Origin of the sequence: Paenibacillus sp. E222 (assembly GCF_013401555.1) — a bacterium.
In the GTDB taxonomy this organism is placed as follows: Bacteria; Bacillota; Bacilli; order Paenibacillales; family Paenibacillaceae; genus Paenibacillus.
The window spans coordinates 5692369-5712205 of sequence record NZ_CP058552.1 but is presented as its reverse complement, the minus strand read 5'-3'; the positions used below and the strand labels follow the sequence as shown (position 1 = coordinate 5712205).

Annotated in this window: 17 protein-coding genes; 11 read left to right on the top strand and 6 right to left on the bottom strand. The window is 46.1% G+C overall.

From position 1 onward, the window contains the following. The first annotated feature begins 13 nt into the window (after positions 1-13). Positions 14-133 (top strand): hypothetical protein, encoded by a 120-nt coding sequence (locus HW560_RS25210; protein WP_024631887.1) that lies wholly within the window; start codon positions 14-16, stop codon positions 131-133. 56 nt (positions 134-189) lie between these two features. Here HW560_RS25210 and HW560_RS25205 read toward each other — a convergent pair whose 3' ends face one another. Then, the gene (locus HW560_RS25205) at positions 190-1452 is read right to left on the bottom strand and encodes an amino acid permease (RefSeq protein WP_090896842.1); all 1263 of its coding nucleotides are present in this window, start codon (positions 1450-1452) and stop codon (positions 190-192) included. A 174-nt stretch (positions 1453-1626) separates the two neighbouring features. Here HW560_RS25205 and HW560_RS25200 point away from each other — a divergent pair, with 174 nt between their 5' ends. The 3 genes from HW560_RS25200 (at position 1627) to HW560_RS25190 (ending at position 4236) form a co-directional block, all read left to right on the top strand. Beyond that, positions 1627-2130 carry a ferritin gene (locus HW560_RS25200; protein WP_076291009.1) on the top strand — a complete coding sequence of 168 codons (504 nt, stop codon included), beginning with the start codon at positions 1627-1629 and terminating at the stop codon, positions 2128-2130. Positions 2131-2526: 396 nt separating this feature from the next. Then, positions 2527-3267, top strand: a complete 741-nt coding sequence (locus HW560_RS25195) for a polysaccharide deacetylase family protein (protein ID WP_090896847.1) — start codon at positions 2527-2529, stop codon at positions 3265-3267. A gap of 60 nt (positions 3268-3327) precedes the next feature. Then, the gene (locus HW560_RS25190) at positions 3328-4236 is read left to right on the top strand and encodes a hypothetical protein (RefSeq protein ID WP_179265048.1); all 909 of its coding nucleotides are present in this window, start codon (positions 3328-3330) and stop codon (positions 4234-4236) included. 144 nt (positions 4237-4380) lie between these two features. Here the strand turns inward: HW560_RS25190 and HW560_RS25185 are convergent, their stop codons facing one another. The 3 genes from HW560_RS25185 to HW560_RS25175 form a co-directional block, all read right to left on the bottom strand. Beyond that, positions 4381-4980 carry a response regulator transcription factor gene (locus tag HW560_RS25185; protein ID WP_090896853.1) on the bottom strand — a complete coding sequence of 200 codons (600 nt, stop codon included), beginning with the start codon at positions 4978-4980 and terminating at the stop codon, positions 4381-4383. Then, positions 4977-6125: a sensor histidine kinase gene (locus HW560_RS25180; RefSeq protein ID WP_090896855.1), complete on the bottom strand. Its 1149-nt coding sequence runs from the start codon at positions 6123-6125 to the stop codon at positions 4977-4979. Before HW560_RS25180 ends, HW560_RS25185 begins: the two co-directional genes overlap by 4 nt. A gap of 93 nt (positions 6126-6218) precedes the next feature. Further along, positions 6219-7277, bottom strand: coding sequence for a Delta(5) desaturase DesA (locus tag HW560_RS25175; RefSeq protein ID WP_090896858.1), 1059 nt, complete (start codon positions 7275-7277; stop codon positions 6219-6221). 375 nt (positions 7278-7652) lie between these two features. Here HW560_RS25175 and HW560_RS25170 point away from each other — a divergent pair, with 375 nt between their 5' ends. The 5 genes from HW560_RS25170 (at position 7653) to HW560_RS25150 (ending at position 15175) form a co-directional block, all read left to right on the top strand. Beyond that, positions 7653-8492 carry a YitT family protein gene (locus HW560_RS25170; protein ID WP_090902208.1) on the top strand — a complete coding sequence of 280 codons (840 nt, stop codon included), beginning with the start codon at positions 7653-7655 and terminating at the stop codon, positions 8490-8492. A gap of 226 nt (positions 8493-8718) precedes the next feature. After that, positions 8719-9915, top strand: coding sequence for an ROK family transcriptional regulator (locus tag HW560_RS25165; protein ID WP_179265047.1), 1197 nt, complete (start codon positions 8719-8721; stop codon positions 9913-9915). Positions 9916-9985: 70 nt separating this feature from the next. Further along, positions 9986-11677 carry a hypothetical protein gene (locus HW560_RS25160; RefSeq protein ID WP_090896865.1) on the top strand — a complete coding sequence of 564 codons (1692 nt, stop codon included), beginning with the start codon at positions 9986-9988 and terminating at the stop codon, positions 11675-11677. Positions 11678-11749: 72 nt separating this feature from the next. Beyond that, positions 11750-12715, top strand: a complete 966-nt coding sequence (locus HW560_RS25155; protein ID WP_179265046.1) for a sugar phosphate isomerase/epimerase family protein — start codon at positions 11750-11752, stop codon at positions 12713-12715. Positions 12716-13024: 309 nt separating this feature from the next. Continuing rightward, entirely contained in the window at positions 13025-15175 is a 2151-nt protein-coding gene (locus HW560_RS25150; RefSeq protein ID WP_090896871.1) for a hypothetical protein, read from the top strand. A gap of 178 nt (positions 15176-15353) precedes the next feature. Here HW560_RS25150 and HW560_RS25145 read toward each other — a convergent pair whose 3' ends face one another. Further along, the gene (locus tag HW560_RS25145; RefSeq protein ID WP_179265045.1) at positions 15354-15938 is read right to left on the bottom strand and encodes a P-loop nucleotide/nucleoside kinase family protein; all 585 of its coding nucleotides are present in this window, start codon (positions 15936-15938) and stop codon (positions 15354-15356) included. 289 nt (positions 15939-16227) lie between these two features. Between HW560_RS25145 and HW560_RS25140 the strand changes: the two genes are divergently transcribed. Continuing rightward, complete coding sequence (locus HW560_RS25140) at positions 16228-16563, top strand: PadR family transcriptional regulator (RefSeq protein WP_167434819.1); 336 nt, start codon at positions 16228-16230, stop codon at positions 16561-16563. Next, positions 16560-17909: an FtsW/RodA/SpoVE family cell cycle protein gene (locus HW560_RS25135; RefSeq protein ID WP_179265044.1), complete on the top strand. Its 1350-nt coding sequence runs from the start codon at positions 16560-16562 to the stop codon at positions 17907-17909. Before HW560_RS25140 ends, HW560_RS25135 begins: the two co-directional genes overlap by 4 nt. Before the next feature lie 61 nt (positions 17910-17970). On the opposite strand, the gene HW560_RS25130 is transcribed toward HW560_RS25135, so the two are convergent. Continuing rightward, positions 17971-19749, bottom strand: a complete 1779-nt coding sequence (locus tag HW560_RS25130; RefSeq protein WP_090896880.1) for an ABC transporter substrate-binding protein — start codon at positions 19747-19749, stop codon at positions 17971-17973. Positions 19750-19837: the final 88 nt, after the last annotated feature.

Below are 19837 nucleotides of genomic sequence, written 5' to 3'. Positions count from 1 at the left end.
GGAGGTACGGTCAATGAGCGAAGTATTAGGTGGAGAAGCAAGAGGCTACGGATACGGAGGTTTTACTTCTGTAGGTGCCATTCTGGTTCTGTTCATCCTGTTGGTTATCATCTCCAAAGCGTTCCTGGTATAATGATTTATTCAAGATGAATAAAGGAAGCTCTGCCATACCGGCAGAGCTTTTTTTGTTTATATTTTGTCTTGTTGTTTGCGGCTGACTAGGCCATAGAGGACAACGATCACCACAGGGTAGAGAACGGCCCACCCGGCAAAAGGGAACACAATGGCCGTCGCCACAAAGGAAATCCAACTGATGGTTACCCCAGTACGACTGCCCTTGAGTAAACGTATTCCGGCTGCGCATCCGCCAAGGTATGTGAGAATAAAGGTTGCATTGGGCAGCTGAATCAATGTCGTGAGTGACACGAGACCTGATCCGTATATGCACAACACCAGAGTAAAACAGATGGCCAGGAAGCCGATTGCAGCAATGGGTGTATGGTACCGACTGGATAAGCGGGACATCCATTGCGGGGCAGATCCTTGTCTTGCCAGTGCATAGGCGACACGGGATGCGGCACCAGCGTATGCAATGACCGTAGCGGTGCAAATAAATATGCCAGTCAGTCCAGCAAGTAACCCACCCCAGGAACCGAGAGCCTGACTAATAATCCATACGAGAGAGACATCTGCTCCGCCATGGAGATAGCTTTGAGTTCCGACTGTCGCCAGTGCAGTCAAGAAATAGAGCACACCTACAATGATGGCTGCAATCGTTACGCCTTTAATAGCGGCCTTGCGGGGATCAGTAAATTCTTCAGACAGGTGAGATACAGCTTCCCAACCGATAAAGCACCAGAACAGAATGGCTCCAGCCTGTCCCACGCTGACCCAGCCACTCGGCATAAAGGGTGTGTAATGTATGGATTTCATATTCGGAATTGCGAACACAAATGCCATGACAAGCACGATAAGAATCGCCAGCACAACCCCAATCTGTACCTTTCCGGCGACCTGCATGCCCACGATGTTAATGATCAGTCCAACCGCCAGCATGAGGGCGGCAATCGCTGTTCTGTATCCTTCCCCGAGTCCCAGCGCAGCTGTCATATAGCCTGCACCTGTAAGGGCAGCTACAGGAGCACCGATGGGAACGGACATTAGAAAGAACCAGCCAACTATGGCTCCTGCCCGTTGTCCAAAAGCGAGGGTAACGAAGTGTGATACACCGCCTGCGTCGGGGTAACGGGCCGAAAGTAATCCCATGGACAGGGCAAGCGGAAGAATGAGCAGCACCATGCCTCCCCAGGCGAGAAGTGAAGCCGGTCCTGCGAGTTCGGCAGCAAGTCCGGGTACAATCAGGACACCTGAACCGAGAACTGCACTTATATAAAGCGCAACAGCTTGCGGCATGCCTATCGTTTTTTTGAGCTGCGAAGAAGATGTGTTCATGAAATAAAATGGCCTGCCTTCCAGAATGAAATAATTTTAGAGCGAGAACTATGTAATTATATAGGAAGAGATGCAATCAGTCATTGGCGAATTTTGTAGAAATTTCGATATCAGTCGTGTGGACGTTATGATAAAATAAAACCATCCCTAGAGAAAGAATGAGGTGTATCCCTAATGAGTAAAGAGTTGACAGAAGCTTTGAACGAACAGATGAACTTCGAATTTTATTCGGCTCACGTATATCAGGCGATGGCCGCATACTGTTCCGGCGAAAGCTTGGACGGATTTGCCAACTTTTTCATCGTACAAGCTGAGGAAGAGCGGTTCCATGCGATGAAAATATACAAATTCCTGAATGACCGCGGACAACGTGCAACCCTTGCTGCATTGCCAGAGCCGAAGAATGAATATTCCTCCATGCTGGACGTGTTTGAACACGGATATGCACACGAGCAGCAAAATACGAAGAAATTCTACAATCTGGCTGACATTGCTCTCAATGAGCGTGAACATGCCACGATGTATTTCCTGAAATGGTTCATCGATGAGCAGGTCGAAGAGGAAGCTCTGTTTGATAATATCATCCAGAAGCTGCGCCGCATCGAAAAAGACAGCAATGCTTTCTACATGCTGGACGCTGAATTTGGTAAACGTTCGTTTACAGCTCCTGCAGAGTAAGAGGAGACGAAGCAAAGCAATCAGGATTGATCCGAACGACAAGAAAATTGATCTACATATGAAAAGTCTGCTCTTGAGCAGGCTTTTTTGTTATACCATTTTAAGCTTCTTCGCTTGCTTCATTTAAATTCCAGAAATGAATCTATCAGAAACCACAATTTGGGTTAATAGAATATATGTCAATATGGATCTATCCCGACGGATGTTCTTTTTCGAGCAAATCTATCAAATTCGTTTTATTTTTTTGGGTAATCTGACAAAAGTGTAACTCGAACGTAGCATTTGAAGCGAGAATGGGACGCACTCTTTTTGATAGTATTAGGATTATCGCCAAGGGCTGCAATGAGAGAAACATAGACACCCGGGGAAATACAAGACATAAGGGAGACTTTTATTATGCTACATATTCGTAAAACGTTCATCACTGCACTTGCTATTCTATTGATTATTCCATTGCTATTGCCGCAATCGGCTTCAGCTGCACCATCCGCATCCAAGAATGCCGGAAATAAAGCGAGCTCCAAGATCATATATCTAACTTTCGATGATGGGCCGACCGCCCACACGGGACAATTACTGGATATCTTGGATCAGTACAACGCCAAGGCGACATTCTTCATGCTGGGACCTCAGATGGTGAAGTTTCAGAAGGCGACCAAGCGTATTGTTGCAGACGGACATGGATTGGGCTTGCACGGCGTAACGCATGTTCCCGGTAAATTTTATAAATCCGCATACAGTGGTTTGAAAGAGATGCAGCAGGCCAATGAAAGCTTGAATAAAGTGGCAGGTGTCAAAACCAGTCTCGTTCGTACTCCGTACGGCAGCAAGCCGTATCTCAAATCCGCATATCGCAATGTTCTACTGGGGCAGGGGGGATTCCATCTGTGGGATTGGAATGTTGATTCCGAAGATTGGAAATACAAGAAGGATCATCAGAAAGTCTACAACAGCGTGATGAAGCAGATCCATAATGTGCAAAAGAACGGAACCACCCCTGTGGTACTGATGCACGACCAGGAAGCGACATTGAAAGTACTTCCGCAAGTGTTAAAAACACTGAAAGCAGAAGGCTACCAGTTTGAAGTGCTGACGAAGAAAGAACAGCCCGTGAATTTCTGGAATGACAAACGTTAAAATGATGGCTAGGTAAAAAAATAAGCTAATCTCAATAACAGCTTCAAGGAGGACAACAACATGAACAAACCTAAATTATGGATGACGATCCCTGTGACGACAGCAGTGCTGCTTGCTCTTGCGGGGTGTGGTGGCCAGGCTACCACACCATCATCAGCGGACAACACGTCCCCCGCGGCTGGCGAGCAGGCTCAGTCAGGCAGTGGAGGAGCCGATTTCTCCAATGGAACGAAAGATAGCGGAACAGATACCACAGGAACAACGGAGACCGAAGGTTCTGCAGGAAGCGGGACATCGAATTCGGAAACGGGCAGTGGCGGTCAACCCCAGCAAAGTGCGAACGATGTCATTCAGGACATTCGCAGTCAGCTGAAGATGAAGAACGCTTCGTTACCTACTTCATTTTCCCTGGAAAAGGGAAAACATCTGACTGCATCGATCACATCGAATACTTCAGATGCGTTCCACATCAACTTTTATTCCACTGACCAGTCTGTTGCGGTGAATGATGCTTCGTTGACGGCCTCTGGCAGCAAGGTGCCTGTTCTGGCATCCTATGAAGTGAAGACGTATAAAGATCCAAACAGTACCGATATTTTCCCTGAGACAGATTTGAAAAACATTCCTAAGGACATGACTGTGGATCTGGGACATGGCATCAAGGGGATGACTGAAGGCGCGGCGGGCAGTCAGTATCTGACTTGGACAGAAGGTAGATGGACGCTTCAAATTCGATCCGTTTCCGAAGATAACATGAATAATCCGGGGATTGCGAAGAGAATGGTTGAATACCTGGAGTCCCACACACTGCCTGCACCAAAGGATAAGGGATTCGTTAACGTGGAGTATCCGAGCGGTGGTAAAAGCGTCAATGTAACGATCTCCTGGCAAGACGGCAAGCAGATTCATCAGCTCCAGACCGAGCAGGTGCCACTGGAAGCTTTGGGTATGGTTGTTTCTGTGAAATAAACATGGATCCAAAATAAAGCTTCAAAAGGAAACAGGCTGGCGCGGAGCGAATGCTCCATACCAGCCTATCCTTGTATAAGCAAGGTGCACCGATGGTACGGTGTGCCTTGCTTATTTATGTTTCATTGGGTTAAAGCGGTACTTTCATTTGAACCACCCTTTTTCTTTGGAACGGGTGATGGCTTCAATGCGGTTACTTGCATTTAACTTGTTGAGGATAATAGAGATGTAATTTCGCACCGTACCGGTTGTAATGAATAAATGTCCGGCTATTTCCTTTGTATTTTTACCGTCTGCCATCAGGCCGAGAACGGCATTTTCACGTTCGGTCAGCGGGTTCTCCTGAACATAAGCCTCGTCTACCAGGTCGGGTGCAAAAATACGTCTACCATTCATGACCTGACGGATGGCTTCGGCCAGTTCCTCAATCGGGCTATCCTTTAATAGATACCCGCGTACACCGCCTTTCAAAGCACGCTCGAAATATCCGGTCCGGGCAAAGGTTGTCAAAATTATGACTTTACAGTTCAGGCCTTTAAGTTCCTCAGCGGCCTCCAGGCCACTTTTGACAGGCATTTCAATGTCCATCAGACAGATGTCTGGTGTAAGCTCTCTGACGAGAGCAAGAGCTTCCTGTCCATTGCTTGCGCGACCTACCACTTCCATATCCTCTTCCAGATTGAGCAGGGAAGACAAGGCTCCGAGCATCATACGCTGGTCTTCGGCGATTACGATCCTGATCATTGTTCAACCTCCTTTATCGGTTTGCGGACCAGCTTGGGAACATGGATGACAATGCCTGTACCTTCCATGTCTGCTCCCGAACGAATATCCAGACAACCGTTCACAAATTCAAGTCGTTCTTTCATCCCCAAGATTCCGGTACCGCGCCGTTCTTGCTTGCGGGTACGTTCGATTCCGACCCCGTTATCTTGCACCGTTATTATATTATCGGACAGTGTTTCCTCGATACGGATGGTGCATACTGCTGCCTGACTGTGTTTGACGACATTCGTAACGGCTTCTTTCAGACACATGCCGAGTACATTTTCGTTTAGTTGTGACGTATCCTGCAACTTCGGATTGCCTTCAAGTACATATTCAATGGAAGCGGCCTTTAAAATCTGTTCCGCACGAAACAGTTCATCCACCAGTTGTGTGCCACGCATGGTCGTTACCATTTCCCGAACTTCCTTTAGTGCGGTACTTGCTGTCTGTCTCAGATCGTTCAGTTCAATCTCGGCCTGATCAGGATTCATGCGAAGCAGACGCTTCGCCAGATCGGTTTTCAGACCGATGAGAGAGAGCTTTTGTCCAAGGGTATCGTGCAGATCACGTGCGATACGCTGCCGCTCTTCCATTTTCACAAGATCATCCAGCCGTTTGTTGGCGTTCTCCAGTTGGCCTTCCAGCTGTTCACGCTTATTTTTGTTATACGTACTGATCGGAAGCAGTATGGATGCCATAAGAGTAATGAATACAAACGGGAACTGACTGAGCAATAGGGTGCTCTGTTTGATGAAACTATAATTAATGGTTAGAAAACTGGCTGCCAGGTTCACCGAATAGAGGGTGAAGAAACCGGCTTTATTTTTAATATTCCCAATAAAAAAAGCAAGAAACAATGAGAAATAGGCATAATCATAGGCGATGGTCATCGTAATCGATATGGCGATCAACAGTCCAATCCACATATACACCTGCCAGCCCTTTGTGATGAAGGCAAGCAGATAACAAACAAAGAAGAACAGAATGATGAAAATTCCCGCCACCATGGGCCACAATTTGGAATATTGTGAAATATAATAGAAGGGTAGGATGAAAAAGACGAGCCATACATACGGATTCAAACCTGTATTTTTATAAAAGAGCTGCATCCACTTTTGAATGAAAATTCTCCTCCTCGGACTTGCATTGTACTCAAACTTAGCCTGACTGTAGCACGACTTTAGCTTGAATACAAGAAAACGAATCCGACAGAGTTAAGGCTTCTCTGTCAGACTCGCTTGGTTGTTTACTCGAATAGGCGGTTGAACGTAAGGCTTGCGAGTTAAGTTTTTGATCTCTCTGAAACTGACAAATTGCTTGGATTCTTCGTCCCACAGACGGAATCGCAGGGCAGCCAGACTGGAACGCAGCGTAATCGTTGTAGCCTTCTGCAATGGCGGTGTTGCGTTATGGGCTTCTTCCAAATAATAGTTGGGTACACGTGGGCTCAAGTGATGCACATGGTGGAACCCGATATTGCCACTGATCCATTGCAGCAGTTTAGGCAATTTATAATATGAACTACCTTCTACAGCAGCCTTCACATAACTCCACTCATCTTCATTTTCAAAGTACGTATCTTCAAATTGATGCTGTACGTAGAACAGCCAGATGCCGAAGAAGCCGGAGAAGAAAAAGACGGGTGCCTGCACCAGAACAAAAGCCTGCCAGCCGATCAACCAGCACATGGAGGCGTAGAGCGCTACGATCAACACTGTAGTCAGGTGAGTATTCATACGTTCTTTGCGTCTTGCGCCTTTACGGTTAAAGCGGTAGGCAAAAAGGAACACATAGATGGGTCCAATACCGAACATGACAAACGGATTACGATAAATCCGGTAGAACAAACGACCCCAAGGGGAAGCGGCTTTGTATTCCTCAACTGTCATCACCCAGATATCGCCAACTCCACGTTTGTCCAGATTGCCGCTGGTTGCGTGGTGAATGGAATGCTCGTTTTTCCATTGCAGGTACGGTGTGAGCGTTAATACACCTGTAATGGTGCCGAGAATGTCGTTGGCACGTTTGCTCTTAAAGAATGAACCATGACAGCAGTCATGGAAGATGATAAACGTTCGAAGAACAAATCCCGAGGCTACGAGGGCTATCGGAAATGTCAACCAGTAGGACACGGACAAGCTATAGTACGCTGCGGCCCATAATAATAATAATGGCAGTATGGAATTCACTAATTGTTGAATACTCAGGCGAAGATTATTTTTCTCATAAGGGGTTACTTCTTTTTTAAGGGCCATTTCTTTGGTTCTGCTCATAGACTTATGTCCTCCTTCGATGGTCAATAACTGTAATCAGTTATAACCGAACGCTTCCTGGGAAGATGTCTCCAAGTGAGGCGTTTTTATCATTGTATAAGAATGCATCCAGTGCAGTAAGTCATAAGTGTCAGTACACTGTAATGATGAATATCAATGATGACCCATGACATTTGTCATGGGTGGTGAAGTGAATAGGCTCTGTAGAGCCTAAAATAACAGCAATTTCAGATTCCTTTGTACAATTCGCGCAACAATTTGTATTATGTATACAAATTTTGCTCATGGCATGGTAGAATCTATCATTGAGTGGTTATGACAACTTATGAAATTGGTTGATAGGTTGATTTTCTGATGGATTGGATGGAGTGCATGATGAAGAAAAGAATAACGGATATTCTATTTATTATGGCGGGTGCATTTCTGTTTGCACTTGCAGTGAACCTGTTCGTCATCCCGAATGATCTGGCTGAAGGCGGCGTTACGGGCATTACAATTATTTTGTATTACCTTTTTGAATGGTCTCCAGGACTGATGAACTTGCTCCTGAATGGTATTCTGCTGATTGTGGGGTACAAGTTTCTGGACAGAACCACAACGGTGTATACCATTATTGCGGTGGTGTTCAACTCGTTGTTCCTGCACCTGACCGAGAGCTGGACGATTGCATCGGACGAGCTCTGGATCAATACCATTTTTGGTGGATTATTTGCCGGTCTGGGTATCGGCTTGATTGTTAGAGTAGGCGGCACTACGGCGGGAACGGTTATTCTGGCCCGACTTGCCAACAAATATCTGGATTGGAACATCAGTTATGGGCTGTTATTCTTCGATCTGATCGTGGCGTTCTCGTCGTTCTTCATTATCGGGCCGCAAGGGTTGATGTGTACGATTGTCATGCTGTTCATCGGCACGAAAACGATGGAGTTCATTATTGAAGGGCTCAATCCAAAAAAAGCAGTCACCATTATATCTACGAAACAGGATGCCATTGCTCAACAGGTCATTGAGAAGATGGATCGGGGAGTCACCGTCCTGTCTGGTCATGGCTATTATACGAAGAACCCGAAAGAGATCTTATATATTGTCATTAGCAAACAAGAAGTTCCAATGCTCAAGAAGATTGTGCGAGCGGAGGATGAAATTGCTTTCATAACGATCCATGATGTGCGTGACGTATTTGGTGAAGGGTTCATTGAGTTGTCCAAATCGTAATAAAACGTATATATAAGGAAGTAAGGAGCTGCGGTGTTTATCACCTGCGGCTTTTTTTGATTTATAGGGTGCAAAGTTGAAATTAAAGGACCGCGATGAGATCAGGCTTTGATTTTTAAAATCATCTGATCCTATACAGACAAAAAGCTGTACACGTTATAAAGCCGATGATATATTAAATTTAATTCGTTAAGAAACTTAACTAACTATAGAAGGAGGCGATAAAATGGCTGGCACACCGCAATATATTCGCAATCTGAACGAGAATCTGATCATGGATGCGCTGATCGCTTCTGGTGGGATGTCCAGGGCAGATATCAGTCGTCATACGGGACTCAGCAAACCTACGGTGTCGTCGGCGGTTGAACATCTGATTGAACGAAACCTGGTGCTGGAAACGGGTAGAGCCGACAATGCCCAGGGTCGTAAGGCGACACTCATTCGATTCAACGAAACCGCTTATTATGTCTGTGGCATCGATATTGGGGCAACCCGAATTCGGATCGCACTCTCTAATCTGAATGGTGAGATTATGGATTACAGAACGTATCCAACGTTATCCGGTCAAACTGATAATCGAGCAGGGATGGCAATCCTTGATGTGCTACGAAGCCATATGGATGAATTACTGACAGAAAATCAATTGAATTGGGAGCAGATTCGATGTATTGGTTTTGGCATTCCAGGTGTTGTACTGCCCGAATCTGGAGATGTTGATCGAATCGTTGCCCCGTTAGAGGGAATGGAAAAGTTGCTCTCGCTTGAATCATTGTCGGGAGTCTTCCCGTGTGAAGTGATTCTGGAGAACGATGTGAACCTGGCCGCACTTGGTGAGTTCAGGAGGGGAGCAGCAGCGGATTCCAATCTGTTTGTTTTTTTCTCCATCGGCACTGGAACAGGTGCAGGCATCATGGTGAACGGGCAATTGCTACGAGGCATGGGCGGGTTGACAGGCGAGCTCGCGGAGATGTTGTTGGAAGGGGGGCGTCGATTGGAAGATGTCCTGTCTGCTGATGGTTTGATGGAACTGGCCAAGTGTCAGTTGGATGCCAGTCTTCTTGAAGACCCTCATTCTGGTATAGAAGATCTTCGTGAACACCTCACTCCTGAGAATCTGTTCGAAGCTGCGCGAAGTGGAGAAACACAGGCTGTGCAGATTCTGAAACCATACAGCCAAATGATTGCATCGGCTCTGCGGCATATCTGTGTCGTCCTTGCTCCACATCTCGTTGTACTTGGCGGAGGTATTGGGGGAAATGGGGACGTATTGTTGCCGTGTCTCAGACAGATCGTATCTGATCAGTTCCCGGTGAAGCCGGAACTGATCTGTTCAGAGCTGGGCGAGCGGGCTGTAGTGACTGGAGCAGTGCAGATAGCCTTGCAACAGACGATGCTGAATCTTCAGCAAGAGGCATTGGAATAAGGCGTTACTTCATTAGTGGTGTAATGGTAGGTGCGGTAAAAGGCTAAACTCTCAGGAGGGAAATGGAATCATGACAGAGCGAATGGTTGAAAAGATGTCCAAAGAACAGCAGTTTCTTGTAAACCAGTCTATGTTAATGATGGATAACTTCTATGACAAGGAACTGGATTTGATGAGGAGTTTTGAAGAGAATTCATCGCAACATAGCACAAGGTCAAGTGCGCATTATGCACTCGGTTTGTTGGTGCGAAATGAAACGGGTGATGTGGAGCGCGCTGTTCGGGTGTTCCACAAGGTGCTTGATATGCAATATGATGCACCCGATGAAATTTATCACGGAACCTTTCGGACCAGACCGGATGCAATTCATCCACCTGTGGGCCACTACGCTTGGAAATCCTTTGCGCCAGGCACGGCATATTTCCTGGAACGTACCTTTGAAAAGGTGTCTGCACAGTTTATCCATGATCTGCAGGATGCGGATTCAATTCTGACTGATCAGGCAGATGGAAAACGGATGAAACAGCTTTTTCATGATGCGGTGAATCAGATACTTCCACCCGTCTGGATCAGTTATGATCCGAACTGGCGTGAGTTTATTGCGTGTGTGTGTGCCATCATGACCGCAGAATTCGCCACTCTTGTGCCAGGAACGCTGCTGGAACGAATGGATCAAGCAATGGAACTGGCCGTGCAGGCTTCCATTGATCGTCGTATGTCGGACGCCATCCCGATGAATACCAATATTGAACTGATGCATATCTTCATTACCCATTATTATGGACACCGCTTCAACCGTACGGAATGGATTCGTCATTCGGATGAACAGGCTGAAGCCTTCCTTCGAGAGTTCGACCAATTTGGTGGTACTTTTGCCGAATTCAACACAACAACCTATTACGGGGTTGATCTGTCTGTACTGGGAATGTGGAGAAAATATGCATTCACGGAGCGGTTGACCGAGATAGGGCATAAGATAGAGGCTGGATTGTGGAATAACATTGCACTCTATTATAATGCCAACCTGGAGAATTTGTCCGGACCGTTTGCAAGGGCATATGACATGGAGATGAGGGAGCACAGCTCGATAGGCGTATTTCTTTACCTTTTGTTCGGAGAAGGGTATGAGCATCTTGCAGGGATCAACTGTGAATCAGGGCATGACCCTTTGATAGCGCTTGTGGGTGTAGATGTGCCGGTTGAAGCGGTGCCTTATTTCCAGGCACATCAGGGTGATCGACTTGTGCAAAAACAGTTCATGGAGCTTTGCGAACGTGATGAGCCTCATGCCAATCGCAATTTATGTACAGCCAAAGCCTGGATTGGCGCGAATCGAATGATGGGTGCGATGTCCGGCAGCCGCAACACTAACGGGCAGATGTACCCTGCGACTATTCATTGGCAATCGGAGACTGGTGAACGTTATGATCTTCGACTGGCTCGTCGTGAAGTGGGGGAGGGATGGAACACCCATTTGCGTGGGTTAACATTTGAAGCTGATGTGACGAAAGATTCGTTAGTTATTGAGGTAGATCTGGACACGGCGGATGAGATCGAGATTTATTTTGAGATCAGAGGACCATCCATTCGGCAGCAGGACATTTTACAAGAACAATGGCGTTTCCCGGGTTTGGTGTGTGACGTGAAAGCCGAGGCTCCAGAGCCTTCTGTACTTTTCTACGTGAATCATGCTGAAATCATCTATCGTTATGTACCTGGGGCAAGTGCGAACAAAATGAGATTTGAATTAAACATCAGCTAGGCTGATTTAAAAATAGAGAAGATTCATCAGACATTGAACGGGTTGAACATTGCATATTAGGAGGACAACGCCATGTTTACCGACAAAAAGGAATATTCATTTTCGACTTGCTGGAACATCAAACGTCATACTACGGGTCAAGGCATGATTGAGGAGATCAAATCTCTAGGGTTCAGACAGGTGGAGCTGAACTATAACGTGACGGACGAAATGCTGCAAACGATCGAACCGATGATTGAGCGGGGGGAAATCGGTATATCCAGTGTGCACAACACGTTTCCGCATGTAGCTGATCCGGATTATGGAACCGACTCGGTTCTGCTCGGTTTCGACGATGAGCCTCGTCGTAAGCGCGCCGTTGAATTGTTACTCCGTTCAGCTGAATATGCACACCGGTATGGTGCGAAGGCAGTCGTCGTGCATCCAGGCGAGGTGCCGTTTGAATATAACATTGATGAAGCATTGAAAAAGATATATCACGATCTAGGGCCAGACTCCTCGGACTATCAATCGTTGTGGCAAGAGATGCTGGAGAAGCGTGAGGCGAGCAGCACACATTACCTGAAACGGATTCAGGAAAGTCTGGAAGAAGTGTGTGAGTTGTCTGAACAGCGCGGCTACGGAGTGAATTTTGGCATTGAAACTCGATCACGCTGTTACCAGATGCCGACGCTGCAGGAGGCGGGCGCGATTATCCACGGTATGAAAGGTGCACCACTCGGTTTGTGGTACGATATTGGTCACGGTATGATGATGGACCGTATGGGGCTCTATAATAATGTACGCGAAGCAAATGAATTGATAGACCATGTCGTCGGGGTCCATATTCATGAGACGGTAGGTTTGTCGGATCATTGGTGTCCTTATATACATAGTAAGGACATGGCATTTTTTGATTCATTTCTGGACATCATTGATCGTTCTCCAGTCAAAGTATATGAGTTGAAGGAAGCCTGCACACCGGAAGAGATTGATGAGAGTCATCAGTTAATTACAGCTCGTATCGCCGGACGTCAAGCGGCACGTCAGCACGGATAATCGGCAAGAGAATAGCGGTGAAAAATAAACAAAAAGAGAGCGGTCAGAATAATCTTACCTTTCGGGTTAAGTGGTTTCTGGCGCTCTCTTTCCGATGTGATATTCTCTAATCGGCAATTATAAGATATAATATGCATTAATCAGGCTATGGTATCCCTTCCTTCTGAACTCTTACAATGGTATTAGGGGTACCGCTTCCCTGATTTTTTTAGTTTTTTGGATTGTGTCATACATATGAAGAATCGCCACGAGTTAGGCCAAGTTATACCAATGCTGAATATATTATCGTCATGTGGGAGAGTACAAGTGATGGACTTATTCTCAATCTATTTCAGCAGGAATTTGAAAGTGATCATCGCAGAGCGCGAGGGCAAGCTGCCTGTGCGTATATTGGCGACTGCACTGAGAAATTTGGAATCGCTGGGATATACGTTTTCGACGAAACTGATGGATGTGCTGAGCAGCTGGGAACGTGATAGATTCATTTCCTGGTTCGAACGGCTGATGGACGAGCTTCGACAGATAAAAGGAATCAATTTAAAGGAAACCCTCATGTATCCGAGATTTCCCAAGCGAAAAATGAATATTCAGGAGAGTAAATTTTATTTAAATGCTCTGATGCATTCTTGGAGACAGCAGTCTCATGAACAGGAGCAGCGCATATTACTGCTCAACAAGCTGCGGCTGCGTGTAATTCATCTCGGCAGTGAAGCAGATTTTTACCAAGTGGGAATGGACCTGCTTACAGCAAAAGCTTCGTTAACGCCAGTTGCAAGAGAGCAGTTGATCTGGTTTGCAACAAAGTACGAAGGCTGGGCCGCATTTGAGCCAGAGGCAGGCCAAATACCTGTGAGGGAAAATGCAGCCGTGTATTGCGCGGCTTTATTAAAGGCGGGGCGTGCTTCGGTGGAGCAACTCCAGCGGCAATTACACACAGCAACAGATATATTGCGGTTGGCTGTAGCGTGTTCTAATGGAGATGTCAGTCTGAAGAAGAATACCCGCTTCCGTTCATTTACCCGATCTGAACGTCGGATAATACTTGCTTTATTGGAGAGTGCTTCGGACCCGTTGGAGGATTTGTTTCGATATAAAGGGCGCTGGCAGAGATTGGCCGAGCGACTGCATCCGGGTGAATATCGTCACCGTTATCCAAGAGCAGTAGTGGCGCTGGACCAGTTGCGATGTGGGGAACGACCACTTACCTTTCATGGCAGAGTAGAGCGGGCATTTGAACAGAAGGATAACATGCTTATTCTGGAGACGCTCGTCGAACGTCCGGGAGAGATGGTTGGTCAACTGGACCGAATGATACGTTCAGGTATTCCGGTACAGCAAGTGATCGGCAAAATGGAAACTGTGGAAGAGAAGGTATCAACAAGGGCGCTACTGCAAGTGATGGCTCATTTCGGCACACGGATGCAGTTTCAGGTCAGGAGGAGCTTTTTCCCTCAAGGCAACACGGCAAATCTGTATGTCTCCACTCAGCCGCTGCCGCCCCTCAACGTTGAGGATGTTCATGCGATGATATCGGCGGTAGAACATACACTGTTGAAACGGTTTGCCGTACTTCCACCACTCGGTAATGTCTACATTGATGAAAGACTTCAAGAATTTTCAGTTCCATCGGGAAAACGCAGGGAAAGCGAATCTCTTCGGGCTCTATCGCGTGCGTCATGGATATCGTTACCCACAGGAGATACCGTTCGTTTTTTTCTGTCGTGGAGAGAAGGCTTAGGCGGTGAGGAGCGAATCGAATGTGTGAATTCCGATCTGTCCGGTGTACTGTATGATGAGGATTGGCGTTATGTGGACCAAACACCCCGGACCCCTCTGCAATCAAATGAATATGTAGCTGCAAATAGCGGGTTTATGGTGACTGTACCAGATGGAGCGGCGAAGTATATGGATCTGCATTTGCCTTCCCTTTCTAGGTTAGGCGCACGTTATATTATAATTATGGTTAACACATTCAAGGATAATGCTATCCAGGATTTGCCGGAGTGTTATGCTGGCTGGATGATGCGTCAGGCGCCACAGTCGGATGAAATATTTGAACCTTCCACGGTGCAGGAGCGAATTGATCTGACGGCAGATTCCCGTAATTGTATTCCAGCCATTATTGATATGCAGGAGCGGCGCATTTTGTGGTGCGATCTTGGACTAAAAAGACAGCCTAAAGCGCATCCTCCGGTGGGGGACAACAAAGCCGACTTGGCTTTGATCGCCTGGGCAATGACGGAGTTGAAACCACCGGATTTATATACCTTATTTATGCTTCACGCTAAAGCGCGGGGAACACAGGTAGAGACATTAGGGATGGCCAATCTTGTATTTACAGCGGAACTGGAATCCAATCGTGTGGCTGAAGTGGCAGAGTATCTGACAGAAGGTCCACCCGTGGATCGCACCGTTATTACTCCTCTGGAGCAAGAGTATATTATGAAGCAGTTTTTGTAACGAGTCAGGTTCAGATGTTTGACCATAGTTCATTGTAAAAAGGGGTATTTGTCACGTTGGACCTGCGCGGGTCACATGACAAATACCCCTTTTTGGGTGTGGATTAGTTTTATTGAGCGTATAAGCAGCATGAAAAGAGATTGGAGAAGTGAACGGTCATCCCATTCCATTTCATATTTTATTCGTACATTCGTTGTTCGACTTCAGCAAAAGCGATATCAGGGTTTCCACCGGAATTATCGATATAAGCCACAGCAGAGGTGGGCAACGGCCAGGCTACTTGTTTACGGGCAAGTGAGGCTGTGAAGGCATCCCAGTTCTCCAGCTTCCACTCATCCAGCGGGGATTGTCTGGCTGTAATCCGCTCACGATACAACGCTTCATTTGCAAGATAAATATAGGCCACACGTACATCCGTATCATCGAGGGAACGTCCAATCCGCGCGAGTTCCTGCTCGATCCAGTCCGGAGTTCCGATTTCTTTGGTAAAAGGCCCTACAACCACCGTATCGATACTCAATTGCACGTTGTCCAGTGCAGCATCCATCGTGATTCGGTATCCCAAGTCACGACACAGCCGTTTGTATTCCGGTGAATCCCGATCGGATGGATCGAGTCCCTGCAGGGTCATGATTGCTTCAGCAGCTGGACGCAGCAGGATATCCATATCAAAGAAAGCAGTTTTATGTTTACGCGAGAGGGCTTTGGCAAGGGTTGTTTTGCCGCTCCCGGCCCCGCCAAGAAAGAAAATCAGTTTGCTCATGGTTTGAATTGCCTCCTCATAGTCGATAGAAAGAATATGTAATGTGTGAGTACGAATAAGAGATTTCATGATGACACCCCTGGTGTGAAATGACTTGTTTATTTTATCATAAACGCCTCCAATTGATAGCTAGACAGAAAAGGAAGAATCAGGTAATATTATACCTAGTTTTACTATGCATAGATTTCCGATGTATGTAGCCAAGTGTTTTATTAGGTTCATGTTGAAGTTTTAAAAAAGTGGTTATTGTTATTAAACGTGGAAGCATGAACAAAAGGGAGTGGCAGCTTTGCAGGTAAACAAACAAATGATTAAAGGCAGCACGGAGACATTGATTCTTACATTATTAAAGGAACAGCCGCTTTACGGTTATGAATTGATCAAGGAACTCCATCGTCAATCCGAAGGTGTGTTTAGTTTGAAGGAAGGTACGTTATATCCTATTCTTCACGCGATGGAGCTTGAGGGATGGGTGGAGTCCTACTGGATGGAGGTTGAAGGTAGGAAACGTAAATATTATTCCATCTGTGACAAGGGTGTGGAGGCGTTACAGCATAAAAAAGCCGAGTGGCTTTTATTCCGCGGTGCCGTGGATCGGGTGCTTGGAGAGGGAGGCTTAACATGACGGATCGACATGAGAAGATTAAACATTATCTTGATCAACTGTGTAGTCAGGTTAAGGCACGTGAAGTACATACTGATCTGCGTGATGAGCTTGGCAACCACATGGAAGAAATGATGTTGGACAAGGAGCAAGAGGGACTGAGCCAAGAAGAGGCAGCTGCATACGCCATAGAGCAGATGGGTGATCCTGCAGTGGTGGGCAAAAGTATGCATAGATTGCATCGTCATCGTATGCATTGGGGGTTGTTAGTTGGATTAATTGGCTTGTCTATAACTAGCCTGTTACTGATATGGATTTTTACGACGAATGTCGCAGATGAAAAGTATCAGTCCTTATATCGGGGGCATGTGGTGTATACCGTTATAGGTGTAATGTTGATGTTGTTCTTTATTTACTTTGATTATCGTAAGTTGAAAAAAGCTGCTTGGTGGATCTATATTCTGCTTAATGCCCTTTTGTGGATTAATCCAATGATATCTACGGATTTTTATGGTATGAGCAGATTCCTGATTGCACCACTTGGATTTGTAATAGACCTTACCACTGCTTCAGTGTGGATTTTGCCACTTGCCATAGGGGCAATTGTGCAGGACAAGCTTCGTTCAAACTGCAATATGCAATCCATATTGACCTACATTGCTCTGGTAGCGTTACCTGTAGTGCTATTGTTTCAAATGTCGGACTGGGTTCGCATGTTTCTGTTTGGCACAATGTCCATTATTTTATTTGGCTGGCTCACGCGAAAATGGCTTTATACAGCCTTAGGTGCTGTTGTAACAGGAAGTATTTTTGTATTGTTATTGTTTTTTGCAGATCAATACGGACGCCTGAAGAGGCTTTCTGTCGTTTTGAATCTTCAGGATGACCCTTACGGTGGCTATAGCAACAATTCCATTATTGAAATTATTCAATCAGCCGGCTGGTGGGGGAATGGAATTGATACAACGTTCGACATGTTTAAAACGAGTTATTTAGATTACCCAGGTGTGCTGCTCATTGATGTGTTTGGCTGGTCAGCCGGAATATTGTTATTGGTGGGTATCATCTGGTTTGTTGCCAGTATGGTGAAGATCCTTCCTCACATTCGGGATGATTTCGGTCGAATGATAATTTTCAGTATCACATCCATGTTTGCGTTGCAAATCATCTATTCGTTGGCGATGACTACCGGGAAGGCTCCAATTCTTAGCATTGTTTTTCCTTTAATAGGATATGGAAATCACCTGCTTTTCGAATATGCCATGCTCGGTTTACTTCTCGGTGTGTACCGTCGGAAGGATACCATTCCCAAGAAAAATGAAAAAATACGGCAGAAGGTGGATGCCGACCCAATGACCAGTTCATAAGCATGCAAAATCATTACCGCATCTTGAAACGAAGGGATTGTAATGCTCGTTAAATGATTATTCACGGGAACCAGATGTGCCTGAGGTTTACCCATCCCTGGCTGTTGAAGGAGAGGCCACGAACGGAAGGCAGGTAGGCAGTCTCCACAGGTTTTTCAGTTAAATGGAACAATAAACTCTGCTGCACCAAAAATTGTTCAATCCGGTCCAGTTCGGCAGCTCGGTCTGCAGATATTTGCGAAGCAACAACGGTTTGCAGCATCTCTTGTATACTCTTCTTGGAAGAGTCCTCCAGATGTTCAGATAAAGTGAGATAGAGATCGTATCTGCGTAATTCTTCGTCTCGGTCCCGAATCAGGGAGAAGAGAATCAGATCGGATTCCAGTCTCAGGTTCCCTTTGAATTGCTCCATCGTGCCAATGCGGACAGTACATGTGAAGCCGTATATTTCCAATGACGATGCCAAACGTCTAGCATCCATCCGATACTGAGGAATGGTTGTGATGTGCAAGGGTATAGGTAGATCAAAAGTAGGGTGCTGAGACAAATAAGTCAATTCTTCTGCATTCATCAACAGTTTATCAGCATCTCCTGGATCACCTTCATTACTTTCATTTATGTCATTCACATACAATTTAGTAATACACGCCTGAACATGTGCTCTTACACCCGGATCGCTTAGCGGTCCGGTTTTTTGCGTATTACAAGTAACTAATTTGCGTACCATCACACCTGCACTAATCTGTGTCCAGTCCCTACCCTCAGACGAGGATGGATTATGAACAAGGTGGAAGAAGGGAGATTCGATATCTTGCTTTTCATCCAAATGTTCAGGGGCACTCCACGGAATTTGTAGAATATCTACCCGGTCCAGATGGGCTCTGCCTTGAAAATACATCGGAAAAACTTCAAGTCTGCACAGGTGATTATCCCAGGTTGTGACCTTGAAAGGGCCTGTTCCTACAGGCTTTGGCATGGTAATCGGTAGATCAGGTTCATTGTCTCCATCTTTATGTTGCCCGAACGTGGCTTGTGAAACAATCGCCGCACGGCTTGTCGAAAGAAAGGGCAAAAACAATTCGTGATGGGCTTTAAGCTTGAAACAAACGGTCAAGGGATCTGCTGCTTCAATCGATAGAATCTGTTTGCTCACATCGCGGTATAATGTCCGTCGTTCTGAGGATTGCAGTCGTTCAAATGTATACACCACATCTGAGGCTGTCAGCAGATGTCCATTGTGAAAAGTAATCCCTTTACGCAAATAAAAAAACCATGTCTTCCGATCTGAACTGACATCCCAGGTGTGGGACAGACAGGGAACAATCTCACCATGTTCATTACGTTGAACCAGCCCGTCGAACACATGACTGGTGACAAAAGATTCAGCCAGCAAATTGATATAAAGCGGATCAAGGGCATGCAGCTGTTGGCGGATCGGTAACCTGAGCGTATCAATTCGCTCATTATGGCTGCCAGCTTCTGTATGGTGTCCAGAATATCCAAGCAGCCACTTGTTCAGGTGATCCTGCATTGTTGTAGAACTGGAGAAAGCACCAACCTGTTCAGCAGCTTGCTGCAACTCGCGGCGATTCATGGCCTGCATCATGTATGCAGCTGCAATTTGATCAGCCGGAACAAGCAGGGTCAGCGTAGAACGCCGTCCACGTCCGCGCTGGGACACCCACCGAATCCATTCGTGGGCAACCATTTTTTTGACGATCGTTAACGTGTTACGGTGTGTACAATCGAGCAGTTCGGCGAGGTCAGAGAGCGTTACTTCATGTTCTAACATGTGACCAAACCGGCTATGAAGCAGCAAATATTGCTGATGTAATTTCAAGGTTTTGATCCCTCCTGGAGGTTGTAGCTGACACAATATAATAAAATAAGAAGTTTTATCGTTTTTAATTTCTATTTATATTCTTATT